Below are 24,208 nucleotides of genomic sequence, written 5' to 3'. Positions count from 1 at the left end.
GATCTATGTCCGATATGAGTTTGTAAATGGAGACAACCTTGGCCACCGATTATAGCGATAATATGCCCCGCGAAGGAGTGGGGGTACGCGTGGTCAAATGGACCATTAAAACGACCATAATCCTGGTGTTCACCGGGGCTATGGTCGTTTTGGCTGCTAACTGGTGGGTTGTTCGTACAACTGAAGGGCAGATTTATTTTACCATTCATGCTTTGCCGGCCAACGATGTCGGGCTTGTGCTGGGAACGAGTAAGTTTGTGCGGACGGGTAAAGAAAACCTGTTCTTTCGGTACCGCATGGAGGCTACCGCCCGTTTGTGGAAGGAAGGGAAGGTCAAGTACCTTATTCTTAGTGGTAATAACGATTCAGAATATTACAATGAGCCTGCCGATATGCAGCGTGCGCTGGTTAAACTGGGCGTGCCGGCATCGGTGATGACGCTTGATTATGCCGGTTATCGTACGTTCGATTCGGTCGTACGATGTAAGGATGTGTTCAATCAGGAAAAGATAACGATCATCTCCCAGAATTTTCATAACGCACGAGCCCTGTACATCGGTAATCACGAAGGTATCGAAGCGGTTGCGTTTGCGGCTCAGGATGTGCCCGACGGGTACTCACTCCGAACCCTTATCCGGGAGTACCTGGCCCGTCCTTATGCCTTGCTGGATGTATATGTGCTAAGGCCCCAACCTGAAAAGGGCAATTGGCAACGTAAGTAGGTGAAAAAATACATGTCATCCACCGGACACCACAGACTTTTTGCTGCGGGATGTATCCTTTCAGCAGGCCTACCGTCTTAACCCCCATGCCTACCTACCGATGCCTGATAATTGAAGACGACGATGTTGCCCAGCAGTTTCTGCGGAACTACCTCAAGCGGCTGCCTCACCTGGAAGTTGTGAGCGTATTCACCAATCCGTTGGATGCCCTGCCAACGCTTTATAATAACGAGATCGACCTGCTGTTTCTGGATATGCACTTGCCAGGTATGGATGGGCTTGACTTCCTGTCGTCGCTCAAAAATCCGCCCAAGGTCGTGCTTACAACAGCCGACCCTGCCTATGCTCTGAATGCCTATGAAGCTGGTGTGACCGATTATCTTGTAAAGCCTTATACGTTTGAACGGCTGCTGAAAGCAGTAAACCGGGCTATTAGTGGTGTTGCGGCTACAACGGGTAGTATACCCAGACATATTTTTTTGAAGACAGGCCGGGAATCAGTGCGGGTAGTCATCAGCGAAATTCTCTATGCAGAAGCGCTTGGAGCCTTGAGTAAAGTATATACATCGACGACAGTTCTGGTTGTTAGTGAACTACTGGCTGATCTTCACGAGCAACTCCCGCCTGGTGAATTCATCCGGGTTCATAAATCATACATAGTTGCTCGCCAATGCATCAGTAAGATCTCCTCTAAGTTTATCTCAGTACAACAATATCAAATCCCCATTGGGGCTACCTATCGGAACCAGGTTGAAAATTTGATACAAGTGAACCGCTAAACGAAGTAAATAGCACCTAATATATAGGGATTGAATTTCTTGTTCATTGATTATTTTCGCTGTTTGTAAGCGAATTATCGTGTTTGTGTAATAGCGTACGGGAGGCTAAAAGCCCGGTCTGGCAAAAGTTTATATTTGTTAAACCGTAACCTCCCTCCGTACTTCTAATGGTTCATCTATCCGATCAGGAATTGGTGGCCTTGTATCTCACTACAGGCAGCGATCAATATTTTGCCCAGATTTACACCCGCCACCGCCAGCGTGTCTATCAGAAATGCCTCTACTACACCGGGAACACCTTCGATTCTGAAGACTATGTTCAGGAAATATTCGTTCGGTTAACGCGAAAGCTACACAGCTACAAAGGGGACGCAAAGTTTACAACCTGGCTGCATACAGTCACTGTCAACTACTGTATCGACCAGCTTAGAAAACAGCAGCAAGACCAGGCTTTGTGGCGGGTCTATCTCCTCGATCCTTTCCATACCAGTGACTGGTCGAGTACACATGACGAGTCCCATTATCAAGTATTTGACCAAGTACTTAAAAAATTGCCGAAAAACCAGCGTGAGTTACTACTGGCTAAGTATGAAGCTGGGGCGCAAATCAAAGACATTGCCTTAAGGCAAGACCTGACGACAAGTGCGGTCAAGATGCGTATAAAGCGGGCGCGGGATCGGGCACGTAGTTTATACGATAAATTCGTAGCTGAAGAGCCTGTTCAATAGCGTATCGTTGATTGACCATCCACTTCTGCACTTTTCCTGTAACGTCCTTTCTGCCTTTACCTTCATTCGCTGTCATTACTAATTGATACCAGCGATGAAGGTAAAGGCAGCCTGTTATAGTGGACAATGGATTCGCAGACGACCTCAATAAAAACTATGTACGTTTTATGGATTTCAGTTCATTAGTTGGTTCCATTTAGTTGGAATGGTAATAATAAACCCAGGCGTATACCGTTTAATCAACAAATAAACGTACCTATACGTATGAAATTGATGTATCTTTTAGGGACGGTCGCCCTGCTTTCGGCTGAAGTAGCCTGTCAATCCGACCAGGAATCCACTCAATCACCTGCTCCTGTTAGCTCGTCGGTGTACAAAGAAAACGATAGCCGTGATGTGGCCCCGACAACTCCAAACCAGAACGGGGCACGGGCCTTGGCGGCTTCGTCAAGTCAACAACAGGACGTGTTGGCCTTGATCAATCAGGCACGCTCAAAGCCCTGTCAGTGTGGAACAGTTACTTATCCGGCGGTTCCGGCACTCGTGTTGGCTGCCCAACTGAATGCTGCATCAGATAAATATGCTATTGACATGGCTACCTATAATCGGTTTAGTCATACCGGCCGCGACGGGTCTCAACCATGGGACCGTATGAGCCGGGAAGGATATGTATGGCGGTCGGCGGGGGAGAACATTGCCGCTGGCTATTCAACGCCCCAGGCTGTCGTAGATGGCTGGTTACGGTCGCCAGGTCATTGTAAAAATATGATGAGTGCTGCCTTCAGGGATATAGGCATTGGGTATGGTTATGCCAGTACGAGTACATACCGTCATTACTGGGTCACTGATTTTGGTGCCAGGCAATAGATGAGACCATTTTTGGTAACCTCAGGCCCTGGTCTACCTGACACCAAAGCAGGGCCTGAGGTTGGTACAAGTGAGATAGCTCGATTGAACTGCTACGAATACTGCTCACTGTAAAGCCGACGGATTTTATCCCGGGTGCGTTTCAGGCGCATTTTAACGGCGCTATCCTTCAGGGCAAACTGCTGGGCAATCGCTCTGATGTCCAGGCCATCTTCATATTTTAGCTGTAGCATCCGGGTTTCTTCCGCTGTGATGGTATGCATAACCGAAGCGAGTTGCTGAAGCTGCGATTCCAGTATCTCATGATCAGCTGAATCGACAAAGGTGTGTTCATGCTCATCATCAAGCGAAACTGTCATAGTACGATTCGCTGAACGAATCTGGTCCATGCAGTAATTATACGAGATGGAATACAACCAGGTTGAAAAAGCCGAATGCTCTTTGAATTTGCCTAGATTACCATAAACCCGTATGAAAATATCATGTGTATAATCTTCTGCTTTCGATGAATCTTTAGTCAGCGACAAACATCGGTTGTACACCTTACTTACATACCGTTTGTAGAGAACTTCAAAATAGTTGTTCTGCTGGGTGTGTAAATACATCTTAATTAAATCTTCGTCATTCAATTGGTAATGAGTGGCCATAGATACGTTCCTTTTTATGATTGGGTTAGATTTAATGCTGGTCCCTATATTCATTAATTAGTTACTTTGTTCTCATTAAGATATACTATTTAACAAAAAAAAGTAACAAAAAATTAACGTATATATTTAATGGATACTTATTGTAACTCTTTGTCAATCAAACTGTTGCTGAGCTTAATTTACCTCATGGTTACAATATGTGAATATATAGTGTCAATCTCCATAACAACTAGGTATTTACTGGACGGTAGTGCCTGATTCAGAGAGGAGAAAGGTCGAATTATCGAAAATACATAACATATGCCGCTATATATGTACGATCCCGTTGCCCTGATTGATGCCCGCTTCGATAAAGTTAGAGCCTGATCAATGCCCGGCCTGAATCCAGGGGAATCGTTAATTGATGAAACCTGATCGGTATACTTATTTGCTGCGCCGATGGGGATAGACAGTCAGTCTGCACTCATCGGCGCAGCCGCTTATTTTTGCAAAACACCATGAATATTGGTTTACCTTTGCTGGAAATTACGACCTCGTGTTCAGGCGGGGCTGTATGGGGTCGGCGGTTAAGTCTTTTTTGCGGCTAAACGGCTGATTGAATCGAGAAGACGATCCATACAGGTTACACACTATAAAATTGGTTTAATGTCTGTCAATGGGGATATTCTACAGGGATAGCCACTAAACGACGAACAGATTATGGTTCCGAACGACGAACTTATTCGTATCATTGATTTGCTCAATACCACCTACGAGAGCGAAGAAGCCTGGCACGGGCCTTCTGTGGTTGAAGCCCTTCGGGGCGTAACGCCCGATGTAGCTGGTCGGCGGATAATGCCCAACACGCATACAATTGCCGAACTAGTCTTTCATATGACGAGTTGGCGTATCTTTTGCGTCAAAAAAATGCAGGGTGATGTCGACTTTGATATTACGACGCCTGCGAAAGATTTTGGTGCCCTTCCCGACAAAATCGATGATTTTGAGTGGGAAGCCCTTGAAATGGAATTGAGTCTTAGCCAGGAAGAACTGATCAATGAACTTGACAAACGAGACGACGATGAGTTTTTAGAGGATATTGTGCCGGGCCGGGACTATACGTATTATGACATGCTCCACGGTATTATCAACCACGACATGTATCATACCGGCCAGATCGTCATTTTGAAAAAAGCGCTGACGTTCAAAACCGCCGGGTCGCGCTTCGCCGATTCGGATGAAGATGAGTATGGCTCACCATTTGGTGGTGGCCGGGAACAAGACGATTATTACTGATCAAGACAGGGTGGGCAGGAAAAGAAAGCGGCTCATTTGCCGTGAAGTAGACGCCCTGCCCACCCTGTTGCATGCCCACCTACGCTTTTGAATTATTGGCTCGTCAAATCTGAACCGGAAACCTACGGGTGGCACCACTTTACCCAGCAGGGACGTGCTATTTGGGATGGAGTTCGTAATTACCAGGCCCGCAACAACCTGAAGGCCATGAAAAGGGGCGACCAGGTGCTGTTCTATCATAGTGTAACAAATCCTGCTGTTGTTGGATTGGCAACGATTGTGCAGGAAGCTTACCCGGACCCGACGGTGGCTGAAGATCCGGGTGCTGCGTCCAAAGGGTGGGTTGTTGTCGAACTGGAGCCGCTAATGCCGCTGGATAATCCCGTATCCCTGCGTCATATCAAGGCAGAACCGCTGTTGGCTGCTATTGGTCTTATCAAACAATCCCGTTTGTCGGTGATGCCAATCCGAGTCGATGAATTTGAGCTTATACTCAAGATGGGCGCAAAATCTAGTAAGAATGATCACGAGTTGCTCTAGCAAGCCATCATTATCCTGTAGTTGTTACCTATGAACCTTATTACGCCTGCACCCTGGTCCGATTATGAATTGATCGATTCGGGGGATTTTCAGAAACTTGAACGCTTTGGCACGTTTGTGCTGGCTCGACCTGAACCGCAGGCTATCTGGAAAAAATCCCTGTCTGACGAGGAGTGGGGCCGTCGAACTAACGCCCTGTTCCGTCGCGACCGGCAGTCGCCCGAGCGGGGAGATTGGCAGACAACCCCCGATATGCGCGATCCCTGGTATGTATCATTTCGGCAGGGTGGGCTCAATCTTACCTTCAAACTGGCCTTAACCTCCTTCAAACACGTTGGGCTATTCCCTGAACAGGCCGATAACTGGACGTACATTTACGACAAGGTGACGGAGATGTCCAGCAATGGGAGTGGGGCAGTGGCGCAGCCTAACGTGCTGAACCTGTTTGCTTATACGGGTGGTGCTTCCCTGGCGGCCCGGCAGGCGGGTGCCGCTGTTACACATGTCGATGCTGTAAAACCAGTCATCAGTTGGGCGCGCGAAAATATGGATCACAGCGAACTGGATAACATTCGCTGGGTCGTTGAAGATGCAACCAAGTTCGTTCGGCGGGAAGTACGGCGGGGTAACCGATACAATGGTATTATTATGGATCCTCCTGCCTACGGGCGTGGGCCAGACGGCGAAAAATGGGTGCTTGAAGAGCATCTCGGTGACTTGCTCCGTTCCTGTGCCGATCTTCTGGATCGGGAAGACTTCTTTTTTATCATCAATCTTTATTCATTGGGTTTCTCCTCCCTTATTCTGGAAAATTTGATCCGTCAAACATTTGGTCAGGTTCCAAATGCTGAATGGGGTGAGTTGTTTATGAAGGACAGCGACCAAAAGCGCTTGCCGCTGGGGGTCTTTTACCGCTTTGCGTCCGTACCTTTGTCAATGAGCGAACGGGTTGACGAGTGAAACAGCAACACAAAAAGCGATTAGACTCCCTGGAGGGCAGCAGGGCTGACAAGCGGCAACCGTCCGCTGTTTATTCGTTGCTGTGTTTTTTTGTTCTGGTCGTAAGTATCCTCGCTTGTAGCAGTGATAACCGGCAAACAGCCCGTATCCCCGATTTTCCAAAGCCGGGTGATAGCAGCCGGACTGAAGGAGCCCTGCGCGCCCTCACCCGGTCCATCAATCAGTCGGCCCCGGCATCAGCCTATGCCAAGCGGGCCGTTCTCCTGCTGGAGATGGGTCGTACACGCGATGCACTGGCCGATATTGACGAGGCCATCAGCCGCAACGATAATGCCGGTTCCTATTACCTGACCCGGGCCCAGATACTCCGGGCTTTACAGCAGCCTGAAAAAGCGTTGGTGAATGCGCAACGGGCTGAAATCCTGGGTATCGACACCCCTGAGCTATATACCCTGCAAGGTGACTTGTTTCAGCAGCAGAATCAGTTCGATAAAGCGCGGCTTTATGTGGCTCGTGCGTTGCAAATGGCACCGTATGACGGTGAGGCTTATTTTTTTAATGGATTAATGGCCGCCAAACAGGGTGACACCGTGCAGGCGCTGGCCTTGTATCAGCAGGCACTTCGGTTAAAGCCCCGTTATCTGGAACCGTATAATCAACTGGCGTCTATTTACCGGATACTGGGCGATGTTGCTTCGGCGCTGGCCTATAATAGCCAGGCGCTGCGTTATTTCCCCAAAAACGCACGGCTCAGTTATAGCCGGGGTCTGATCTATCACACGGCTGGAAAAGTGGATAGTGCCATGACCTATTACCAGCAGACTGTTGGCGTTCAACCCACCTATTATCAGGCTTATTTTCAGATGGGCCTGATCAACCAGAAATACCGGAACTACTATGCTGCGCTGGGAAACTACCAGCGTGTGCAGCAACTTCGTCCGCAGTTTCCCCGCATCGACACCTACCTTGGCTATTGCCACGAGCAAATGGGCCAATACGAACTGGCGATTGCGGCCTACACCAAAGCTACCCAGCAAAACCCCGCCGATCGTCAGGCCGCAGCTGGCTTATGGCGGTCAGATCGTCGGCGATACGCGAAAAGCCCGTATAACTCCTTATTTTTGCCGGATGCCCCCGCCGAAACGTCTACCCAGGGCAGGGCTGTCCTTGACACAACGCGGGTTCGAATCACAACGATTCAGCCCAAAGCGCAGGTTATTGGTGATAAGGGTGATTCGCTCCGGCGAGCTGTTAAACCAATAGGACAAAATTAATGAAGGATATAGTAGGTAGTATGTATGTTTATTGGGCAAAGCTCACCAGCATACTTCCCTGTATAGAAGAAAAGTAGCGTACAGTTGTAGGTACGTTGCGGGTGCCCATAGTTTAACCAAGTACAAACAATGATTGCGCAGGACGAACAAATCCGCGTGACGCTGCCCGATGGCAGCGTTCGGCAGTATCCAAAAGGCAGTACCGGTCTGGATATTGCTACCCAAATTAGTGAAGGTCTGGCTCGTAATGTGCTGGCCGCCAAAGTGAACGGTGTTATTCAGGATATCACGCGTCCCATCGACACCGATGCCAACGTACAGTTGCTGACCTGGAATGATGCAGAGGGCAAAGCTACCTTTTGGCATTCATCGGCTCACTTGCTGGCAGAAGCCCTGGAAAGTCTGTATCCGGGGGTTCAGTTCGGCATTGGACCTGCTGTTGAAACCGGCTTCTACTACGATGTTGACCTGAACGGGCAGCCGTTCTCACAGGAGGACTTTAAAAAGGTGGAGGACAAGATGATTGAACTCGCCCGCCGGAAAGAATCGTACATTCGGAAGCCTATGAGCAAAGCCGATGCTATTGCTTATTTCGAGGAAAAGGGAGATCCTTACAAGCTCGATTTGCTCGAAGGCCTGGCCGATGGGACCATCACGTTCTACACCCAGGGTAATTTCACGGACCTTTGTCGCGGGCCCCACATCCCGAATACGGGCTTTATAAAGGCGGTCAAGCTGATGAACGTGGCGGGAGCTTACTGGCGCGGAAACGAGAAGAACAAGCAACTGACGCGGATTTATGCCGTTACATACCCCAAGCAGAAGGAACTCGACGATTACCTTTTTCTACTGGAAGAGGCTAAAAAGCGAGATCACCGGAAGTTGGGTAAAGAACTGGAGTTGTTTGCGTTCTCCGAGAAAGTGGGGGCAGGTTTACCCTTATGGCTTCCTAAAGGTACGATGCTGCGCGAACGACTGGAGAATTTCCTGCGCCGGGCCCAGTTGCGGGCAGGATACCTGCAGGTAGTAACGCCCCACATCGGAAGCAAGCAATTATACGTAACCTCGGGTCACTGGGATAAGTATGGAGAGGACTCGTTTCAGCCAATTAAAACGCCTGATCCGAACGAGGAGTTTCTGCTCAAGCCCATGAACTGCCCGCATCACTGTGAGATCTATAAAACCAAGCCGCGTTCCTACCGCGACCTGCCTTTACGGCTGGCCGAGTTCGGAACGGTATATCGCTATGAACAGTCGGGCGAGTTGCATGGCCTGACGCGGGTGCGTGGATTCACTCAGGATGACGCCCATATTTTTTGCCGTCCCGATCAGGTGAAGGACGAATTTATGAAAGTGATCGATCTGGTCCTGCTCGTCTTCAGATCTCTTGGTTTTTCGGATTACAGCGCCCAGATTTCGCTCCGGGACCCGCAAAAGGAAGGTAAATACATTGGTTCGGATGAACTATGGGAGAAAGCTGAGTCGGCGATCATCGAAGCAGCCGCCGAAAAAGGACTGCCAACCGTAACAGAGTTAGGTGAAGCCGCTTTTTACGGCCCTAAGCTGGACTTCATGGTGCGTGACGCCCTCGGCCGGAAATGGCAACTGGGTACAATTCAGGTGGATTACAACCTGCCGAACCGGTTTGAACTGGAATACATTGGCGCTGATAACCAGAAACACCGGCCTGTCATGATTCACCGGGCTCCGTTTGGATCGATGGAACGGTTCATTGCGATCCTGATCGAACAAACAGCCGGTAACTTTCCATTGTGGCTATCACCTGATCAGATTGCTATTCTGCCAATTTCGGAAAAGTACGAAGACTACGCCAACGATTTGTTCTTCAACCTGCAGGAGCATGATATCCGGGGCTTTGTCGATCTTCGTGATGAAAAGATAGGGCGTAAGATCCGGGACGCCGAAGTTAATAAAGTACCTTACATGCTGATCGTAGGTGAGAAAGAAGCCGCCGAAGGTAAGTTGTCTGTCCGGCGCAAGGGCCAGGGAGACTTGGGTATGATGAGTGTCGACGACTTTGTTAAGGCCTTCCAGGCCGAGGTGAAGATGTGACAGGCAGTCGGTGAGTTGGTGAGTTGGTCAGCCAGATTTGGTACTGATCGGCTCACCGACTGATCAACTCTTCGACTATAAACTTGCTTAGAAGCCGTATTTTCGATAGCTTCCCGAACTTTTTACTACCCAGTACGTTATCCAACCGACTTTATAAAGTCGGTTACCAACTCCGTTACCCTAAACACACTATATGGCATTACCCCAGCGCAGACCACCCCGTCGCGTGGTTGAAGAACCCTACAAAGTCAATGAGCGCATTTTGGCCCGCGAAGTGCGGGTTGTTGGTGAAAATGTAGAGCAGGGAATCTACGAGACAAATCAGGCGCAGGCTATGGCTAAAGCTCAGAATCTCGACCTTGTTGAGGTATCGCCTAACGCCGTTCCCCCCGTTTGCCGGATTGTGGACTACTCAAAGTTCAAGTACGAGCAAAAGAAAAAGCAAAAAGAAATCAAGGCTAACGCCACAAAGGTCGTTATCAAGGAAATTCGGTTTGGCCCCAACACCGATGATCACGACTTTGAATTCAAGCTTAAACACGCCATTAACTTTCTGAAGGAAGGTGCTAAGGTGAAAGCCTATGTGCAGTTCGTTGGACGGGCTATCGTGTTTAAGGACCGTGGATTTCAGCTGCTCGACCGTTTTTCCAAAGGACTGGAAGAGTACGGTAAAATTGAAGCTGAGCCCAAGCTTGAAGGCAAGCGGATGAGCATGTTCCTGGCGCCAAAGGTAGTGACGCCTAAAAAATAAAGTACAGAAAGCAGGAGTGGGACAACAGGAAGGATGGGACTAGATCGATCGAACTATTTCCTTTACCCGGTTGTCCCACTCCTGCTTTCTCCTTTTTTTTCGTATCTTTGCGGCCTGTTTACTATTTTCTCCACAGTTAGCGGTCTATAATAATGCCAAAAGTAAAAACAAATTCAGCCGCCAAAAAGCGTTTTAAGCTGACCGGCACTGGAAAAATCAAGCGGAAGCATGCCTTCCACAGTCATATCCTGACAAAGAAAACAACCAAGCAGAAGCGCAATTTAGTGCATGATGCCCTGGTTTGTGGCCCCGACCAGCCCCGTATCAAAGCGTTGCTGAACATCTAAGGAGTCAAGAAAGACGCAGTTGCGTCTGGTTCACGTTTCACCCGATGCCCGGCTCCAAGAGAATATAAAGGAGGGATGAACAGGAAATAACCGTTAAGGTTCTTTTTGCTGCATGCGTCTTTTGCTTCCGCCGATCGTCAAAAAACAAACAATACTATGCCACGTTCCGTCAATCACGTAGCCTCACGGGCGCGTCGGAAAAAAGTAATGAAGCTGGCCAAAGGTTATTTTGGTCGGCGTAAGAATGTCTGGACGGTTGCTAAAAACGCCGTTGAGAAAGGTTTAGGCTATGCCTATCGTGACCGTCGCGCTAAGAAACGCGATTTCCGGTCGCTCTGGATTCAGCGTATCAATGCTGGTGCCCGTATCCATGGCCTGTCCTATTCAGCTTTAATGGGTGCGCTGAATAAATCTGAAATTCAGCTCAACCGCAAAGTACTGGCCGATCTGGCCATGAACCACCCTGAGGCTTTCAAAGCCGTTGTGGATCAAGTAAAGTAAACAGACCCCACTAAGCAAAAATGCCCCAGTGATGAACTGGGGCATTTTTGCTTAGTGGGGTCATCGACTACCGGGAGAGTTCAGGGATCATCGTTGCCAGTACATCGGGTCTTACGCCCCGAAGACCATCGTCAATGATCTGTTTGACCTGAGGATAGGTAAAGCGTTCGTGGAGGTAGTGGTTATAGAAACTATTCAGGGCAGAGGTCATCTGAACCGTATCGTGCGTATCGAACGCCATCAACGCCCATTCCATGAAAACCTGTGGCGAGAACTGGGCCTTTGAATCCGTCTGGTCAATGCGTTCCACAAATGCGTGGGGGTGGCCGGTTTGCAGGTACACCTGTTTGACAAAATTCAGTTTACTCACCAGTGTTTCAGTATGGATGGTTCGCATTGTCCGGTAACACTGAAGGGTGTCTTTCTGTACGGCAAATGCCAGGGCTTTGTACAAGAGGGGCTCTTGCCAGCCGGGCTGTAGCTGGTAAGCCTGGTCAAAGAGCGCCTGAGCCCGCCTGAACTCGTTCCTTCTGAGATAGGCATTACCTAGTTGCAGGTAAGCCGAGGGGCGTCTGGGGCCTTCAATAGCAATGGCGCGCTTGCATAAATCTATTGTTCGATCTATATCGCCCCCTGCCAGGAATAACGAGGCTGCTCTTGCCAGTAGTCTGGTATAGCCGGGATGACGGTCAACCTGCTGGTTAATTACCTGAACGGTTCGCTGGTAGCAAAACTGTTTAACAGACGGCTGAGCATCGCTTTGTAGTATAGCCAGTGTTTGTGACTCCAGTAGATCGGCTAGATCCAGGCTGCGGAGTGTGGCCTGGTGATACGTTTTTTCGAGCGCATCGAACCGCTGCTGTACGTCGCCCAGATTTTGCTGGTTCTTCAAGTCCCGCCCGGTCCGGTACAATTCATAGACGCCGTACCTGACCAGTACAGTCATCATCAACAGGGCAGCCACCCGGACCGGCACCAGCCAGGTGCGTACCACCCGGGTGGTAGCCGCCGACTGAGGGGTCGTGTTCACCAGTGCCAGCAGCAGAAAGAACGTCTGAAGCGGCAGCAGGCTATCTACATTGAGTATGTTGAAGAAAAAATAAGCCACAAAGACTGATCCAAGGATACCTCGCTCGGTCAGCGTCAAGATGGTTCCGTTCGTTCGCAAAGTGTATACCAGCGCCACCCAGATAAGCAGGTAAGCCAGGAGGCCACCCATGCCGGCCGAGTAGGCCCAGTCTACCAGTACGCTGTGCGTTCGGTCGTACCATTCAAAAGTGCCGCCAATCAAAATGGCCGGGTCGAAATGCCGGGCAAAGCCATAGCTAAATGTTTCCTGTCCCCAACCCAGCCATGGACGTTCTGCGAAAGCGTCGAGCCCAATCTTCCAGCATACATACCTCGGCGACAGGGTATTATTAACGCCCGAATAGTGGGTCAACCGGTAGACAATGGATGACTTTTGTAAAAAATTACTGGTAAGGGCCAAGCGGAACAAACCGAACAGGAGCGCTAGTACCAGAATGAGCCGTAGCGCGATGGGCCACAGGGCCCGTTGCCGTTGCCAGGTAATAAAACTGCTGAGGAAAATAATACCCGCCACCAAACCAAGTACGGCTGATCGGGTACCTGTCAGGTAAATACCCCCTGTCAGGGTTATCACCATTAACCCAACGATCAAACTTTTTATCCAACGTGAAACCGTGGGAAATTGTGTCGACAGGTAGATGACGATAAACAGGTTCATCAGCAGGTATGACGCCAGAAAAGACGGGTTACCCACCGTAGCCACCAGCCGCCGGTCGATGGGCTGCCAGCCTGTCGCGGAAAAGTACCCTTTCAGGACAACGAACATCGCCATACCTGCCGATACCAGTAAAGCCGTGTTCCAGCGTGTTTTGGGAAAGGGGGTCCGGGCAAGGACCAGAAAATACAGGCCCAGGTGCAGATACGTTACAAATCCATCCAGGCGTGTATAGCTGGAAAAGTAACTCAATAACGGATCGACCCCCAGGCCATCAGCCAGACTTAAAATACCGAGAAAAAGTAGTACGGCCCCTTGTAGCCTCGATAGCGTTGTGGTCAAAAAACCGGGTGTCAGCAGAGCGATAACGACCATACAGTCTGTCACGGCATAGAAGAACCAGGTTCGTTCCGTGATAAAACCAAAGAAGGAGGTATCGTTATAAATGAGGGGGGTAAGTAAAGAGCCTAAAAACAGAAAGAAAATAAGGTTCTCTGACGTCCGGCTGGCCGTAGGATGGGGATGCGTTTTCATTACAGGAAGTAGAAGCGGGTGGATACACGGGTATTGAACGCAAGTAACTAAATGTAAATCAATAATTTAAACGGTGTAGGGGAGAAAGGCTCACAAGAGAGAAATCCCATTTGTTGGGCATAAAGAACCCAACCGGGTATCTGGCGGTCGGGCTGTAAATCGATCAGTATAGTAGTGAAGGCTTAGGTCTGTATGATCTTCGTTTTAAATCCGGTCCGTTCACCGTCAGCCTGACGGCCCAGAAAGTAAACATCGCGTTCCGTTTCGCCAACGCGGAATACCTGGCGTACCGTCAATGTCTCTTCCATAATTTTTTTAAGTTGCTGGAACTGCGCTGTACACTGCTTCTCTTCATCGCTATACCAATCCTGGTCAGTTATGACAGGCTCCCAGAATTCGGCTTCCGGCATTTCATCGACATAGATGGCGGGGGGTAGCATCTGCCAGTCTTTTATCTGACTGACCGTGAGGGGGGCGGTCTGATCCAGGTAGCAGGTTACGGCTTCGAGTGGTTCGTCGGATTCGCTGGGATAAAACAAACCGGTGAGCAGCGGGTTAATCTGTTCGGGGAACGATGGCATGTTTTCGGATACTGGTCCGGTACTTTTGGGTTCTTCGTTCGTCATAGTACATACTGGATTTGCAACAAATTAACCGATTCACACGGAAGTATCCATTACGAATTATGGAATTTTAGTAGGGGTGGTTACCGGTCCATTCTTACGAACCATCTAAAATAAATACAATCATGTTAGAGACCTTAATGAACTTAGTGAAGCAGCAATCAGGCCAGGCCGTTATTAATAATCCGGCTATCCCGAATGAGCAAAATGACAACGTTATGCAAACGGTTGCCAGCAGCATTCTGGGTGGTCTTGGCCAGCAGGCGCAAGGCGGTGGTCTGGGTAATTTGCTGGGTATGGTTGTTGGTGGGGGCGGGAATGTGGGGCAGAGCCCTGTTACCGCTGGCGTTCAACAACACGTCGAACAGAACCTGATGGAGAAATTGGGTATTTCTCCTCAGGTGGCTATGTCTATCGCTGGCTCTGTCGTTCCTATGGTACTGAGCAAACTGATGAATAAAGCATCGGACCCGAATGACCCTTCCGTCGATGGCAACACTATTTTGAGTGCAGCCACAGGTCAGCAGGGTACCGACTGGATGGGTATGGCATCGTCGGCCATGACCGATGGTAAACTGGATATGAATGACCTGATGCGCGCCGTCAGTGGGCAGCAGGGGAGTGGTCAGCAGTCGGGTGGTGGACTCGGTGGAATGCTGGGTGGCCTTTTCGGGCGGTAATCTCACTCACTTAGTTTCAATTGACATCTCCCGGTCAGGGTATTGCATTTCAGCACGAAATGCAATACCCTGACCGGGAGATGTTCGTATAAGGCCATTGGTTGCCGGGCCGGGCTCAGGTCTGCCACTATCTGGAGTAAGCCAGGCTATTCAACGCCATTGTGGCCTACCTCTTCGATAAGTTCTGCCAATCTGACAGCAAACGAGCCAATATTCCTGGCTGGCATTTAGATTGATAGGGAGATGATGTCTGTCAGTTTACAACCACAGCAAACAAAGAAACTAAACCATAATTCAATAGCGTAATCATGGGAAAAATAATTGGTATTGACTTAGGCACCACGAACTCGTGCGTAGCCGTGATGGAAGGCAACGAGCCGGTCGTGATCCCCAATTCGGAGGGAGCACGTACGACTCCATCGGTCGTCGCGTTTATGGACAACGGTAACGGCGAGCGTAAAGTAGGCGCACCAGCCAAACGCCAGGCCATCACCAACCCCAAAAATACAATCTCCTCGATCAAACGTTTCATGGGGAAACGGTATAGCGAGGTAACGAATGAGATCAAAAACGTTGCTTACGACGTAGAGAATGGTCCTAACTCGACACCTCGTGTTCGTATTGGTGACCGTCAATATACGCCACAGGAACTTTCAGCGCTGATTTTGCAGAAGATGAAGCAGACAGCTGAAGATTACCTGGGCCAAACCGTAACCGAAGCCGTTATCACGGTGCCCGCCTATTTCAACGATGCTGAGCGTCAGGCTACCAAAGAAGCGGGTGCTATCGCCGGTCTCGACGTAAAACGGATCATCAACGAGCCAACGGCAGCAGCGCTGGCGTACGGCCTGGATAAAACCGACAAAGATCAGAAAATTGCCGTTTTTGACCTGGGTGGCGGTACGTTCGATATTTCGATTCTGGAACTTGGCGACGGTGTCTTCGAGGTGAAGGCAACTGACGGCGACACGCACCTGGGTGGTGACGACTTCGACCAGGTCATTATCGACTGGTTGGCTGATGAGTTCAAGAAAGACGAGGCTATTGACCTGCGGCAGGACCCTATGGCTTTGCAGCGCTTGAAAGAAGCGGCTGAAAAAGCGAAAGTAGAACTGTCGAGTTCAACATCGACCGAGATCAACCTGCCTTACATCATGCCAGTGAATGGTATCCCCAAACACCTGGTGCGCACGTTGAGTCGCTCGAAGTTTGAGCAACTGGCCGATTCGCTGATCCAGCGGAGCCTGGAGCCCTGCCGCAGGGCGCTGAAGAACTCCGGTTTGTCAGCAAGTCAGATCGATGAGGTTATTCTGGTAGGCGGTTCGACACGGATCCCTAAAGTACAGGATGAAGTAGAAAAGCTCTTTGGCCGTAAGCCATCGAAAGCAGTCAACCCCGATGAAGCGGTAGCTATCGGCGCGGCTGTGCAGGGTGGTGTCTTGACGGGCGAGGTAAAAGACGTTCTGTTGCTGGACGTTATCCCGCTGTCACTGGGTATCGAAACGATGGGTGGTGTGTTCACCAAAATGGTGGAGGCCAATACGACTATTCCGAGCAAGAAAGTAGAGGTCTACTCGACTGCATCGGACAATCAGCCTAGCGTAGAGATCAATATATTACAGGGTGAGCGGCCAATGGCGCAGCAAAACCGTCAGTTAGGTCGATTTATCCTGTCGGATATCCCGCCCGCACCGCGTGGTGTTCCACAAATTGAAGTAACCTTCGACGTGGATGCCAATGGTATCCTGAACGTAACGGCCAAGGATAAAGGAACGGGTAAAGAACAGAAGATCCGGATCGAAGCATCGAGCGGGTTGACTGACGCTGAAATCAGCCGGATGCGTGAAGAGGCTAAAGCCAACGAAGCGGCTGACAAAGCCGAACGGGAATCTATCGAGAAAGTCAACGCGGCCGACTCCATGATTTTCCAGACGGAGAAGCAACTGAAAGAATACGGCGATAAGTTGAGCCCGGCTAACAAAACCGCTATCGAAGACGCACTGGGTACGTTGCGGACGGCCCATGGCTCCCGCGATGCAGCCGCCATCGATACGGCGCTGGAAGCGTTGAACGCAGCCTGGGCTACGGCGTCTACCGAAATGTATAATACGACCAACGATGCGGGTGCCAATCCAATGGATGGTGCCGGATTCGACGGTGGCAATGCCAATCCCGGTAACGGACAAGGCCAGCCAACAGACGGTAACGTGTCGGATGTGCCTTACGAAGAAGTGAAGTAATCGCGTTCCGACGTGTAATAAGAAAGCCCCTGCTGGAAACGGCAGGGGCTTTTCTTTTCCAAGAAAGGCGGCTATCCGGCTTACTTCATGTTCTTATCGATCGTGGTAATACGTTCCAGGTGTTTCTGAAGGGTTGGAAGCGTTTTTGTCGCATAGGCTTTCAGATCGGCGTCGTCTACATCATCAGCCGCTTTCTGAAACAGTTTAATATCTTCTTCGTGGTCGTCGACCATCAGATCCACATACTTCTTGTCGAACTCGCTGCCGGTAAGCTTGGCGAGTTCATCGACATGTTTCTGCTCGTCGTCGCCTAATCGGGCGGGGAGGGTAATGTTTTTGCGCCCCGCCAACGCCTTCAGCTCATCGTTGGCTTTCTGGTGATCGCTGAGCATCATGGCGGCAAATTCTTTCACATCATTGTTCTGGGCTTTTTCGCGGGCCATTCGGGCTACCTCCATTTCAAGCATACCCCCATTGGCTGCTTTTACCGCAAAGTCATTATCGTCATCGGCTTCCCCCGTTCCTTTTTCTTCGTTGATATCGTTCGCGTCGTGGGCGTTTTCGACGCTGTCGCTACTCGTCTTTTTGTTTTCGTTGCAGGCCTGGAAGCCCAGGCAAGTAACAGCAATGGCCAGTATCAGACTTATCTTTTTCATACCGTTGTGATTAAAAGTGATGAACTACTACACGAACAAACTACGGGGAGGGACGTAAGTTTTATTCCTGTTTTGCTTCTATCGAATGGTCTATCGGAACGTCTGGACAATTTTCTCTGTTTGACAGACAAAAGTCTTATATTTGTCTTATGATAACGCACGATCAGACGGCCCTTATTATATCAGCCTTGAAAGGGGTATCCGCTACCCGTTTTTTTGAGGCTGCCGACCTGACTGGCTACAAGCGTGAGCAATTGGCCGAAGTCTTCGATACGTCGCTTAAAACCTTTCAGCGGTACGAGCGCGAGCAGAAAAAACTCAATCCGCAGGATAGCGAGAAAGTGCTGAAGATCATGGCTCTTTTTCAACTGGGCGAATCGGTTTTTGGGTCGGCCGATGCGTTCCGGCGGTGGATGGACAAGCCCGCTTACGGCCTTGGGAATCAGATCCCCTTCGATCTGCTACATACCTCGGGCGGAATCGATCTGATTCTGGATGAGGTCGTTCGGATTGAATATGGCGATCTGGCGTAGACGATGATCGTATACCGGATCACGAAGGCGGTATACGCCAGTCAGCTGGTAGCCTCGGGTGGGGCTGCCCGCTGGAACGGACGAGGGCAGTTCGTTATCTACACGGCGGCTACGCGTGCCCTGGCGTGTCTGGAAAACGTAGTTCACCGGAGTGGGGAGGGGCTGCATGACGTATTTCGGGTTATGGTGATTGAGGTGCCCGACGACCTCACCGTGGAAACCATCGCGGTCAGTGACCTGCCTGCGGACTGGTCCGATTTTCAACAGTATGATACCTGCCAGCGAATAGGAGGGGACTGGCTTCGGAGCGGTCGATCACCGGTGTTGCGGGTGCCATCCGCGATTATAGCGCAGGAGTGTAACTACCTGCTCAATCCGGCCCACCCTGACTTTTCCCGTATACAACTCCTGCGTACGGAACCCTTCTTATTTGATCCGCGAATCAAAACCTGAGTGGACGTATAAGGGCGGAGTTACCGGTTTGTTCCACTGCTGCCGGGGGTGTCTTTGGGTTGAAATAGAATTGTATTTCATTTAGATGATAATGGGCTGGCATATAGGCCGGTTAATTGGGCGTGGGTTGGGTTGAATTTTTCAGCAGTGTGCACTAGAGGGGGTATTTACGGCATTATTTCCTTTTTCTCTTAAAATTTTGTATATTTGTCTATACACCGGTTTACGCTTTTTGTATAGACCGAAATAGTAATTTTCTGCGAAACTCCAAGTACACATGGCGGAAGAAACTCCCGACCTCCAATCGCCCAGTAACATTATTCCCATCAATATTGAGGACGAAATGCGCGGTGCCTATATCGACTATTCGATGTCGGTTATTATCTCCCGCGCCCTGCCCGATGTACGGGACGGTCTCAAACCGGTTCACCGCCGGGTATTGTTTGGAATGGCCGAACTGGGAGTCAACTACAACAAACCACACAAGAAATCAGCGCGTATCGTTGGTGAAGTATTAGGTAAGTATCACCCGCACGGCGACTCATCGGTGTACGACACGATGGTTCGTATGGCCCAGGACTGGTCGCTTCGGTATCCACTCGTCGATGGCCAGGGTAACTTTGGTTCTATCGATGGGGATTCGCCGGCCGCGATGCGTTATACGGAAGCCCGTCTAAAACGGATTGCCGATGAACTCCTGTCGGACATTTACAAAGAGACGGTTAATTTTCAGCCCAACTTCGACGATTCCCTGGAAGAGCCGAGCGTGATGCCGGCCAAGTTGCCTAACCTGCTGCTGAACGGCTCGTCTGGTATTGCTGTGGGTATGGCCACCAACATGGCACCCCATAACCTGACCGAAATCGTAAACGGGATTATGGCGTATCTCGACAACTACGACATCACGGTGGAAGAGTTGATGCAGTACGTGAAGGCACCTGATTTCCCAACCGGTGCCACTATTTACGGTATGGAGGGGGTGAAGTCAGCGTTTATGACCGGGCGTGGCCGCGTAGTCATGCGGGCCAATGCCACGATCGAAGAGAACAAGGGCAAAACCCAGATCATCGTCACCGACGTACCCTACATGGTCAACAAGGCCGTGATGCTGGAGAAGACGGCTGAACTGATCAACGATAAGAAGATCGAAGGCATCATGGCTTTCCGGGATGAATCGGACCGCGACGGCTTACGCGTCGTGTACGATCTGCGTAAAGACGCCATTCCGAACGTCGTGCTGAATAATCTTTATAAGCATACGTCCCTACAGTCGTCGTTCAGTATCAACAACGTGGCGCTGGTGAAAGGTCGGCCGATGTTGCTGAACCTGAAGGACATGATGAAGTATTACGTTGAACACCGGTTCGACGTGATTACCCGCCGAACAGAATACGAACTGCGGGAAGCGGAAAAACGCGCTCACATTCTGGAAGGGTTGCTGATTGCGCTTGACAATATCGACGCGGTTATTGAACTGATCCGGTCATCCCGCGATCCTGAGGTAGCGCGGACGGGCCTGATGGAACGTTTCTCGCTGAGCGACGTGCAGGCTAAAGCCATTCTTGAAATGCGTCTGCAACGGCTTACGGGTCTGGAACGGGATAAACTTCAGGCTGAGTACGACCAACTAATGCAGGAAATTGCTGACCTGAAGGAAATTCTGGCCAGTGAAGAACGGAAGCGGCAGGTTATCAAAGACGAGCTAACCGACATCCGGAGCCGGTATGGCGACGAACGTCGGACTCAGATCAATCCCCTTGGCGATGGTAATATCAGCGATCTCTCGCTGATCGCCGATGAGGACATGGTGATCACTATTTCCCACGAGGGCTATATCAAGCGAACACCAACCACCGAGTATCGTTCGCAGAGTCGGGGTGGAGTAGGAGCGAAGGCGACTGGTTCGAAGGAAGAAGACTTCACGGAGCATCTCTTCACGGCTACCATGCATAACACCCTGCTGGCCTTTACCCAGAAGGGACGGTTGTACTGGTTACCCGTTTATGAACTGCCCGAGGGGTCGCGTACCTCGAAGGGGCGTCCACTGGCGAACTTCATAAATATTGAGTCGGATGATAAGGTGCGCGCTGTAATCAACGTGACCGATCTGAAGAACGAAGATTATATCAACAATAATTACCTGGTGATGTGTACCCGGAAAGGTACGATCAAGAAAACGATGCTGGAGGCTTACTCCCGCCCTCGTCAGAATGGCATTATTGCTATCACCATCGATGAGGACGATCAGCTGATCGGGGTTTGTATGACCAATGGTGATAATGAAATCGTCATTGCGTCGAGCGCTGGTAAAGCTGTCCGATTCCACGAAACCCGTACCCGCCCAATGGGTCGTACGGCCGCCGGGGTACGGGGTATATCGCTGGATGAAGATGATCCGACCGATCATGTTATCGGGATGGTTTGTATTGCGTCGACGGAGGCTCAGCTGTTGGTTGTATCCGAGAAAGGATATGGCAAGCGCTCCGACATCGATGGCTACCGGATAACGAACCGGGGTGCCAAAGGGGTTGGAACCCTGAAAGTAACGGAGAAAGTAGGGCGTCTGGTTGCTATACTTGATGTCGCCGATAATGATGACCTGATGATCATTAACAAGTCGGGGATTGCTATTCGGACGCCGGTGGCGGATATCAGTGTGATTGGCCGAAACACACAGGGAGTTCGATTAATCAATCTGCGCGACGGAGATGCTATCTCGTCGGTAACGAAAATCAAACGGGAAGAAGTGGAGGAAGTAGCCGTGTCTGAGTCGGTTGAACCGATTGTCGATGTCGACTAGTAAGGGCCTTCTTTAATTCCTGCGAGCCACCCGTTCTGACCGTTTTTGGCAGGCGGGTGGCTCAAACATTTCCGGGCGGACCATGCTTATACAGATTGATTCCGTAATTTCGTTTTTGAAAACAAAACTCACAATCCCAATTTACACATGAAAGCAATTGTTTTAACGCTGCTATGCTGTTCGCTATATACTACCGGATATGCTCAGCAGGCGCAGGGAACAGCGAATACGCTGGACGCTGCGATGGCCGAGTCTATGAAAAAAGACAAGGAAAAAAGTGATAAAGATATTACAGATGCTAAAGCATCGACGAAGGCAAGCACCTGGATGGACCGAGCAAAGACCTACCAGAACATTGCATTGCAGAATATTAAGCTCGACTCGAACGCGGCTGTTGTAGCTTATGAAGCCTATAACAAGGTTGCCGAGATGGACAAGGATAAGAAGGGTGGTCCGGGTAAACTAGCGAAGGAAGCAACAGAAACGCTCAAAAGCCGGGAGTTATACAACGCAGTCATGCAGCAGGGGGTTGCTAAATTTCAGGCCAAAAACTTCGCTGAAGCGGTGAAGGTGATGTCGCTGGCGGGGGGGATTCTGCCAACCGATACACTTGCTCCGTTATATACGGCCATTGGTGCGCAGCAGATCCAGGATAACGCGACGGCGAAAACCCAGTTGGAGAAATACATTGCCAACGGAGGTAAAGACGTTTCGATCTATGGTTCGCTAGCCATGCTGTACCGTAATGATAAGGAAGTTGATAAAGCGTTGTCGATACTGGATAAAGGTATCGCCATGTCGCCGGCTAACAAGGACTTGTCGAATGAGCGCATCAACCTGATGCTTGCGTCTAACCGGATGGATGAGGCTATTACCGGTATGAAGCAAATGGTTGAGAAAGAACCAAATAATGTTCAGAATCTGGTGAACCTCGCCATTCTGTATGACAACGGTGCTGCGAAAATGGGTGATGAAATTCGCAAAATGGGCGGAGACAGTAAGCAGTCGAACAGTTCGGCCAAGAAGCTGACGGCTGAAAAAGATGCCTTGAGCGCCATTACCGGTGAAGTTACCCGGTTGTCGGCTAAAGTGAAAAAAGAGCCTAAAAACGCTGAAGCAAAGCGTCAGCTGGCAGATGTTCAAAAGCGTTTAGTTGATACCAAGGCTAGCGTTGCCCAACTGGAAGCACAGGCGAAGGAAGCGGCCAGCAATGCGGGCGCTATGGGTGACAACCAGAAGAAAGTAGCTGATCTGAAGCAGAAGCAAACGGAGCAGCGTACGATGGCCAGGGAATACTATACCAAAGCACTTGCCGTGGATCCCGCTAACTACGATGCCAATTACAACATGGGCGTTTTCTATTTTAACGATGCCGTTGAAATGAAGAAAGCGGTAGACAACATGGATATGGCCGATTACAACAAGCAGGGTAAAGAAGTTGACGGCAAGGTATGTGGTAAGTTCAAGCAAGCCTTGCCTTACTTCACGAAGGCTAAAGCTGTCAAGGACGAAGCCGATCTAAACGAAAACCTGACGAACTTACAGAATATCCTCAAGCAGTACGAGGAGCGTAAAGTCGTGTGTGTAGAAAGTAACTAAGAGGAGTAATAGGGCTGGCAGACGTGTCAGCCCTATTCGTTTGTTATTCTAGTTAACATAATACAAATTATACAACAAAACGTATTGCCCTGAAATAGCTATACAACTGGACAACTGGCTCTGTATGTGATAAGACTATGAAATGAACTGGACCTGACAGCAGTACAAGAAGAGATCGTAAAATAGAGGTAGACTTTTTTTATAGAACAGGTAGTCATAACTGATAAGGTAACCGGTAAGAACTGCAATTATACTACGTGTATGAGCCAGTATAAATAATAAATCGAAGTAGCCGGAGTAATGACGAATCAGATGTATGCAACCATGGAATTCGGGATAAACTTTTCACCAGTCGACGATAGCTTCTATCTACACATCACTTTGGTGCCGAAGACTACCGGATCTCAGGGCAATTCATTCTTAGTAGCAAACTCAGTAGCAAAGTAGATGATAAGCGTAAAAACACAGAACGCTGAGTAGCCGGTTTAAGATTATTCTACAAATTGATCTTGCTCTATTAGAAGACAGATACTGGCTGTATTGCTTCGGACAGGAAAAAATCGGGGAAGCACGTTATTTCAAGGAATGAACTATAGAAACGTTCTGATCCATACCGGGGGAAACCACACTCCCACTTTCTGTTCCTTCTGTCGTAAAGCCGATCAGCTTCCAAAACTATAGTAAATTGTTAGGCCACCACCTGCTAACAACGTTGTCAGACCAAAATAAAGCGACGTTTTCAGCTTATCCACACGCTTATAAACAACTTATCCACGTGGAACACTAATGTATTGCTTCACAAGGAGTTAGCTGAATAGGATCAAAATGTGGCTTAAAGAGGGCGTAAAGGCCTATTTTGATGGCTACAAAAAAGTAATAGTT

At 49.6% G+C, this 24,208-nt stretch carries 22 protein-coding genes; 18 read left to right on the top strand and 4 right to left on the bottom strand.

Translation table 11 applies throughout. The annotated features are described in order from the left end of the window. Nucleotides 1-26 precede the first annotated feature (26 nt). From FH603_RS20460 to FH603_RS20445, 4 genes are all read left to right on the top strand, one after another. Nucleotides 27-722: a SanA/YdcF family protein gene (locus FH603_RS20460; RefSeq protein WP_186739564.1), complete on the top strand. Its 696-nt coding sequence runs from the start codon at nucleotides 27-29 to the stop codon at nucleotides 720-722. Between the two features lie 86 nt (nucleotides 723-808). Further along, on the top strand, nucleotides 809-1,501 hold the full coding sequence (locus tag FH603_RS20455) for a LytR/AlgR family response regulator transcription factor (RefSeq protein WP_186739563.1): 693 nt from the start codon (nucleotides 809-811) through the stop codon (nucleotides 1,499-1,501). 167 nt (nucleotides 1,502-1,668) lie between these two features. Then, entirely contained in the window at nucleotides 1,669-2,229 is a 561-nt protein-coding gene (locus FH603_RS20450) for an RNA polymerase sigma factor (RefSeq protein WP_186739562.1), read from the top strand. 264 nt (nucleotides 2,230-2,493) lie between these two features. Continuing rightward, nucleotides 2,494-3,096, top strand: coding sequence for a CAP domain-containing protein (locus tag FH603_RS20445; protein ID WP_186739561.1), 603 nt, complete (start codon nucleotides 2,494-2,496; stop codon nucleotides 3,094-3,096). A gap of 92 nt (nucleotides 3,097-3,188) precedes the next feature. Here the strand turns inward: FH603_RS20445 and FH603_RS20440 are convergent, their stop codons facing one another. Beyond that, nucleotides 3,189-3,701: an RNA polymerase sigma factor gene (locus tag FH603_RS20440; RefSeq protein ID WP_342355220.1), complete on the bottom strand. Its 513-nt coding sequence runs from the start codon at nucleotides 3,699-3,701 to the stop codon at nucleotides 3,189-3,191. 741 nt (nucleotides 3,702-4,442) lie between these two features. Between FH603_RS20440 and FH603_RS20435 the strand changes: the two genes are divergently transcribed. The 8 genes from FH603_RS20435 (at nucleotide 4,443) to rplT (ending at nucleotide 11,464) form a co-directional block, all read left to right on the top strand. After that, on the top strand, nucleotides 4,443-5,018 hold the full coding sequence (locus tag FH603_RS20435; RefSeq protein ID WP_186739559.1) for a DinB family protein: 576 nt from the start codon (nucleotides 4,443-4,445) through the stop codon (nucleotides 5,016-5,018). Nucleotides 5,019-5,105: 87 nt separating this feature from the next. Then, entirely contained in the window at nucleotides 5,106-5,558 is a 453-nt protein-coding gene (locus FH603_RS20430; protein ID WP_186739558.1) for an EVE domain-containing protein, read from the top strand. A 30-nt stretch (nucleotides 5,559-5,588) separates the two neighbouring features. Continuing rightward, nucleotides 5,589-6,518 carry an RsmD family RNA methyltransferase gene (locus FH603_RS20425; protein ID WP_186739557.1) on the top strand — a complete coding sequence of 310 codons (930 nt, stop codon included), beginning with the start codon at nucleotides 5,589-5,591 and terminating at the stop codon, nucleotides 6,516-6,518. 95 nt (nucleotides 6,519-6,613) lie between these two features. Continuing rightward, a complete protein-coding gene (locus tag FH603_RS20420) occupies nucleotides 6,614-7,792 on the top strand; it encodes a tetratricopeptide repeat protein (RefSeq protein WP_455431008.1) in 1,179 nt (392 codons plus the stop codon). 129 nt (nucleotides 7,793-7,921) lie between these two features. Then, nucleotides 7,922-9,865: a threonine--tRNA ligase gene (gene thrS, locus FH603_RS20415; protein WP_186739556.1), complete on the top strand. Its 1,944-nt coding sequence runs from the start codon at nucleotides 7,922-7,924 to the stop codon at nucleotides 9,863-9,865. Between the two features lie 193 nt (nucleotides 9,866-10,058). Further along, nucleotides 10,059-10,616 carry a translation initiation factor IF-3 gene (gene infC, locus FH603_RS20410; protein WP_080240000.1) on the top strand — a complete coding sequence of 186 codons (558 nt, stop codon included), beginning with the start codon at nucleotides 10,059-10,061 and terminating at the stop codon, nucleotides 10,614-10,616. Nucleotides 10,617-10,768: 152 nt separating this feature from the next. Beyond that, nucleotides 10,769-10,963 carry a 50S ribosomal protein L35 gene (gene rpmI, locus FH603_RS20405; RefSeq protein ID WP_186739555.1) on the top strand — a complete coding sequence of 65 codons (195 nt, stop codon included), beginning with the start codon at nucleotides 10,769-10,771 and terminating at the stop codon, nucleotides 10,961-10,963. A 156-nt stretch (nucleotides 10,964-11,119) separates the two neighbouring features. Then, nucleotides 11,120-11,464 (top strand): 50S ribosomal protein L20, encoded by a 345-nt coding sequence (gene rplT, locus FH603_RS20400; protein WP_186739554.1) that lies wholly within the window; start codon nucleotides 11,120-11,122, stop codon nucleotides 11,462-11,464. Nucleotides 11,465-11,531: 67 nt separating this feature from the next. Here rplT and FH603_RS20395 read toward each other — a convergent pair whose 3' ends face one another. Beyond that, the gene (locus FH603_RS20395) at nucleotides 11,532-13,742 is read right to left on the bottom strand and encodes an O-antigen ligase family protein (protein WP_186739553.1); all 2,211 of its coding nucleotides are present in this window, start codon (nucleotides 13,740-13,742) and stop codon (nucleotides 11,532-11,534) included. 182 nt (nucleotides 13,743-13,924) lie between these two features. Then, nucleotides 13,925-14,368, bottom strand: coding sequence for a nuclease A inhibitor family protein (locus tag FH603_RS20390; RefSeq protein ID WP_186739552.1), 444 nt, complete (start codon nucleotides 14,366-14,368; stop codon nucleotides 13,925-13,927). Between the two features lie 122 nt (nucleotides 14,369-14,490). On the opposite strand from FH603_RS20390, the gene FH603_RS20385 reads away from it, so the two are divergent. Continuing rightward, complete coding sequence (locus tag FH603_RS20385; RefSeq protein WP_186739551.1) at nucleotides 14,491-15,045, top strand: hypothetical protein; 555 nt, start codon at nucleotides 14,491-14,493, stop codon at nucleotides 15,043-15,045. 308 nt (nucleotides 15,046-15,353) lie between these two features. After that, a complete protein-coding gene (gene dnaK, locus FH603_RS20380; RefSeq protein WP_186739550.1) occupies nucleotides 15,354-17,285 on the top strand; it encodes a molecular chaperone DnaK in 1,932 nt (643 codons plus the stop codon). A gap of 80 nt (nucleotides 17,286-17,365) precedes the next feature. Here dnaK and FH603_RS20375 read toward each other — a convergent pair whose 3' ends face one another. Next, nucleotides 17,366-17,941, bottom strand: coding sequence for a DUF4142 domain-containing protein (locus tag FH603_RS20375; RefSeq protein WP_186739549.1), 576 nt, complete (start codon nucleotides 17,939-17,941; stop codon nucleotides 17,366-17,368). Between the two features lie 149 nt (nucleotides 17,942-18,090). On the opposite strand from FH603_RS20375, the gene parS reads away from it, so the two are divergent. From parS to FH603_RS20355, 4 genes are all read left to right on the top strand, one after another. Then, nucleotides 18,091-18,474, top strand: a complete 384-nt coding sequence (gene parS, locus FH603_RS20370; protein WP_186739548.1) for a type II RES/Xre toxin-antitoxin system antitoxin — start codon at nucleotides 18,091-18,093, stop codon at nucleotides 18,472-18,474. A gap of 3 nt (nucleotides 18,475-18,477) precedes the next feature. Beyond that, on the top strand, nucleotides 18,478-18,927 hold the full coding sequence (locus FH603_RS20365; protein WP_186739547.1) for an RES family NAD+ phosphorylase: 450 nt from the start codon (nucleotides 18,478-18,480) through the stop codon (nucleotides 18,925-18,927). A gap of 277 nt (nucleotides 18,928-19,204) precedes the next feature. After that, nucleotides 19,205-21,727 carry a DNA gyrase subunit A gene (gene gyrA, locus FH603_RS20360; protein WP_186739546.1) on the top strand — a complete coding sequence of 841 codons (2,523 nt, stop codon included), beginning with the start codon at nucleotides 19,205-19,207 and terminating at the stop codon, nucleotides 21,725-21,727. Between the two features lie 147 nt (nucleotides 21,728-21,874). Next, nucleotides 21,875-23,326, top strand: a complete 1,452-nt coding sequence (locus tag FH603_RS20355; protein WP_186739545.1) for a tetratricopeptide repeat protein — start codon at nucleotides 21,875-21,877, stop codon at nucleotides 23,324-23,326. The last annotated feature ends 882 nt before the right edge of the window (nucleotides 23,327-24,208 follow it).

The organism is Spirosoma utsteinense (assembly GCF_014282275.1).
Taxonomy (GTDB): Bacteria; Bacteroidota; Bacteroidia; order Cytophagales; family Spirosomataceae; genus Spirosoma; species Spirosoma utsteinense.
The sequence above is the reverse complement of the archived record's forward strand: the minus strand, read 5'-3'. Positions and strand labels throughout refer to the sequence as shown.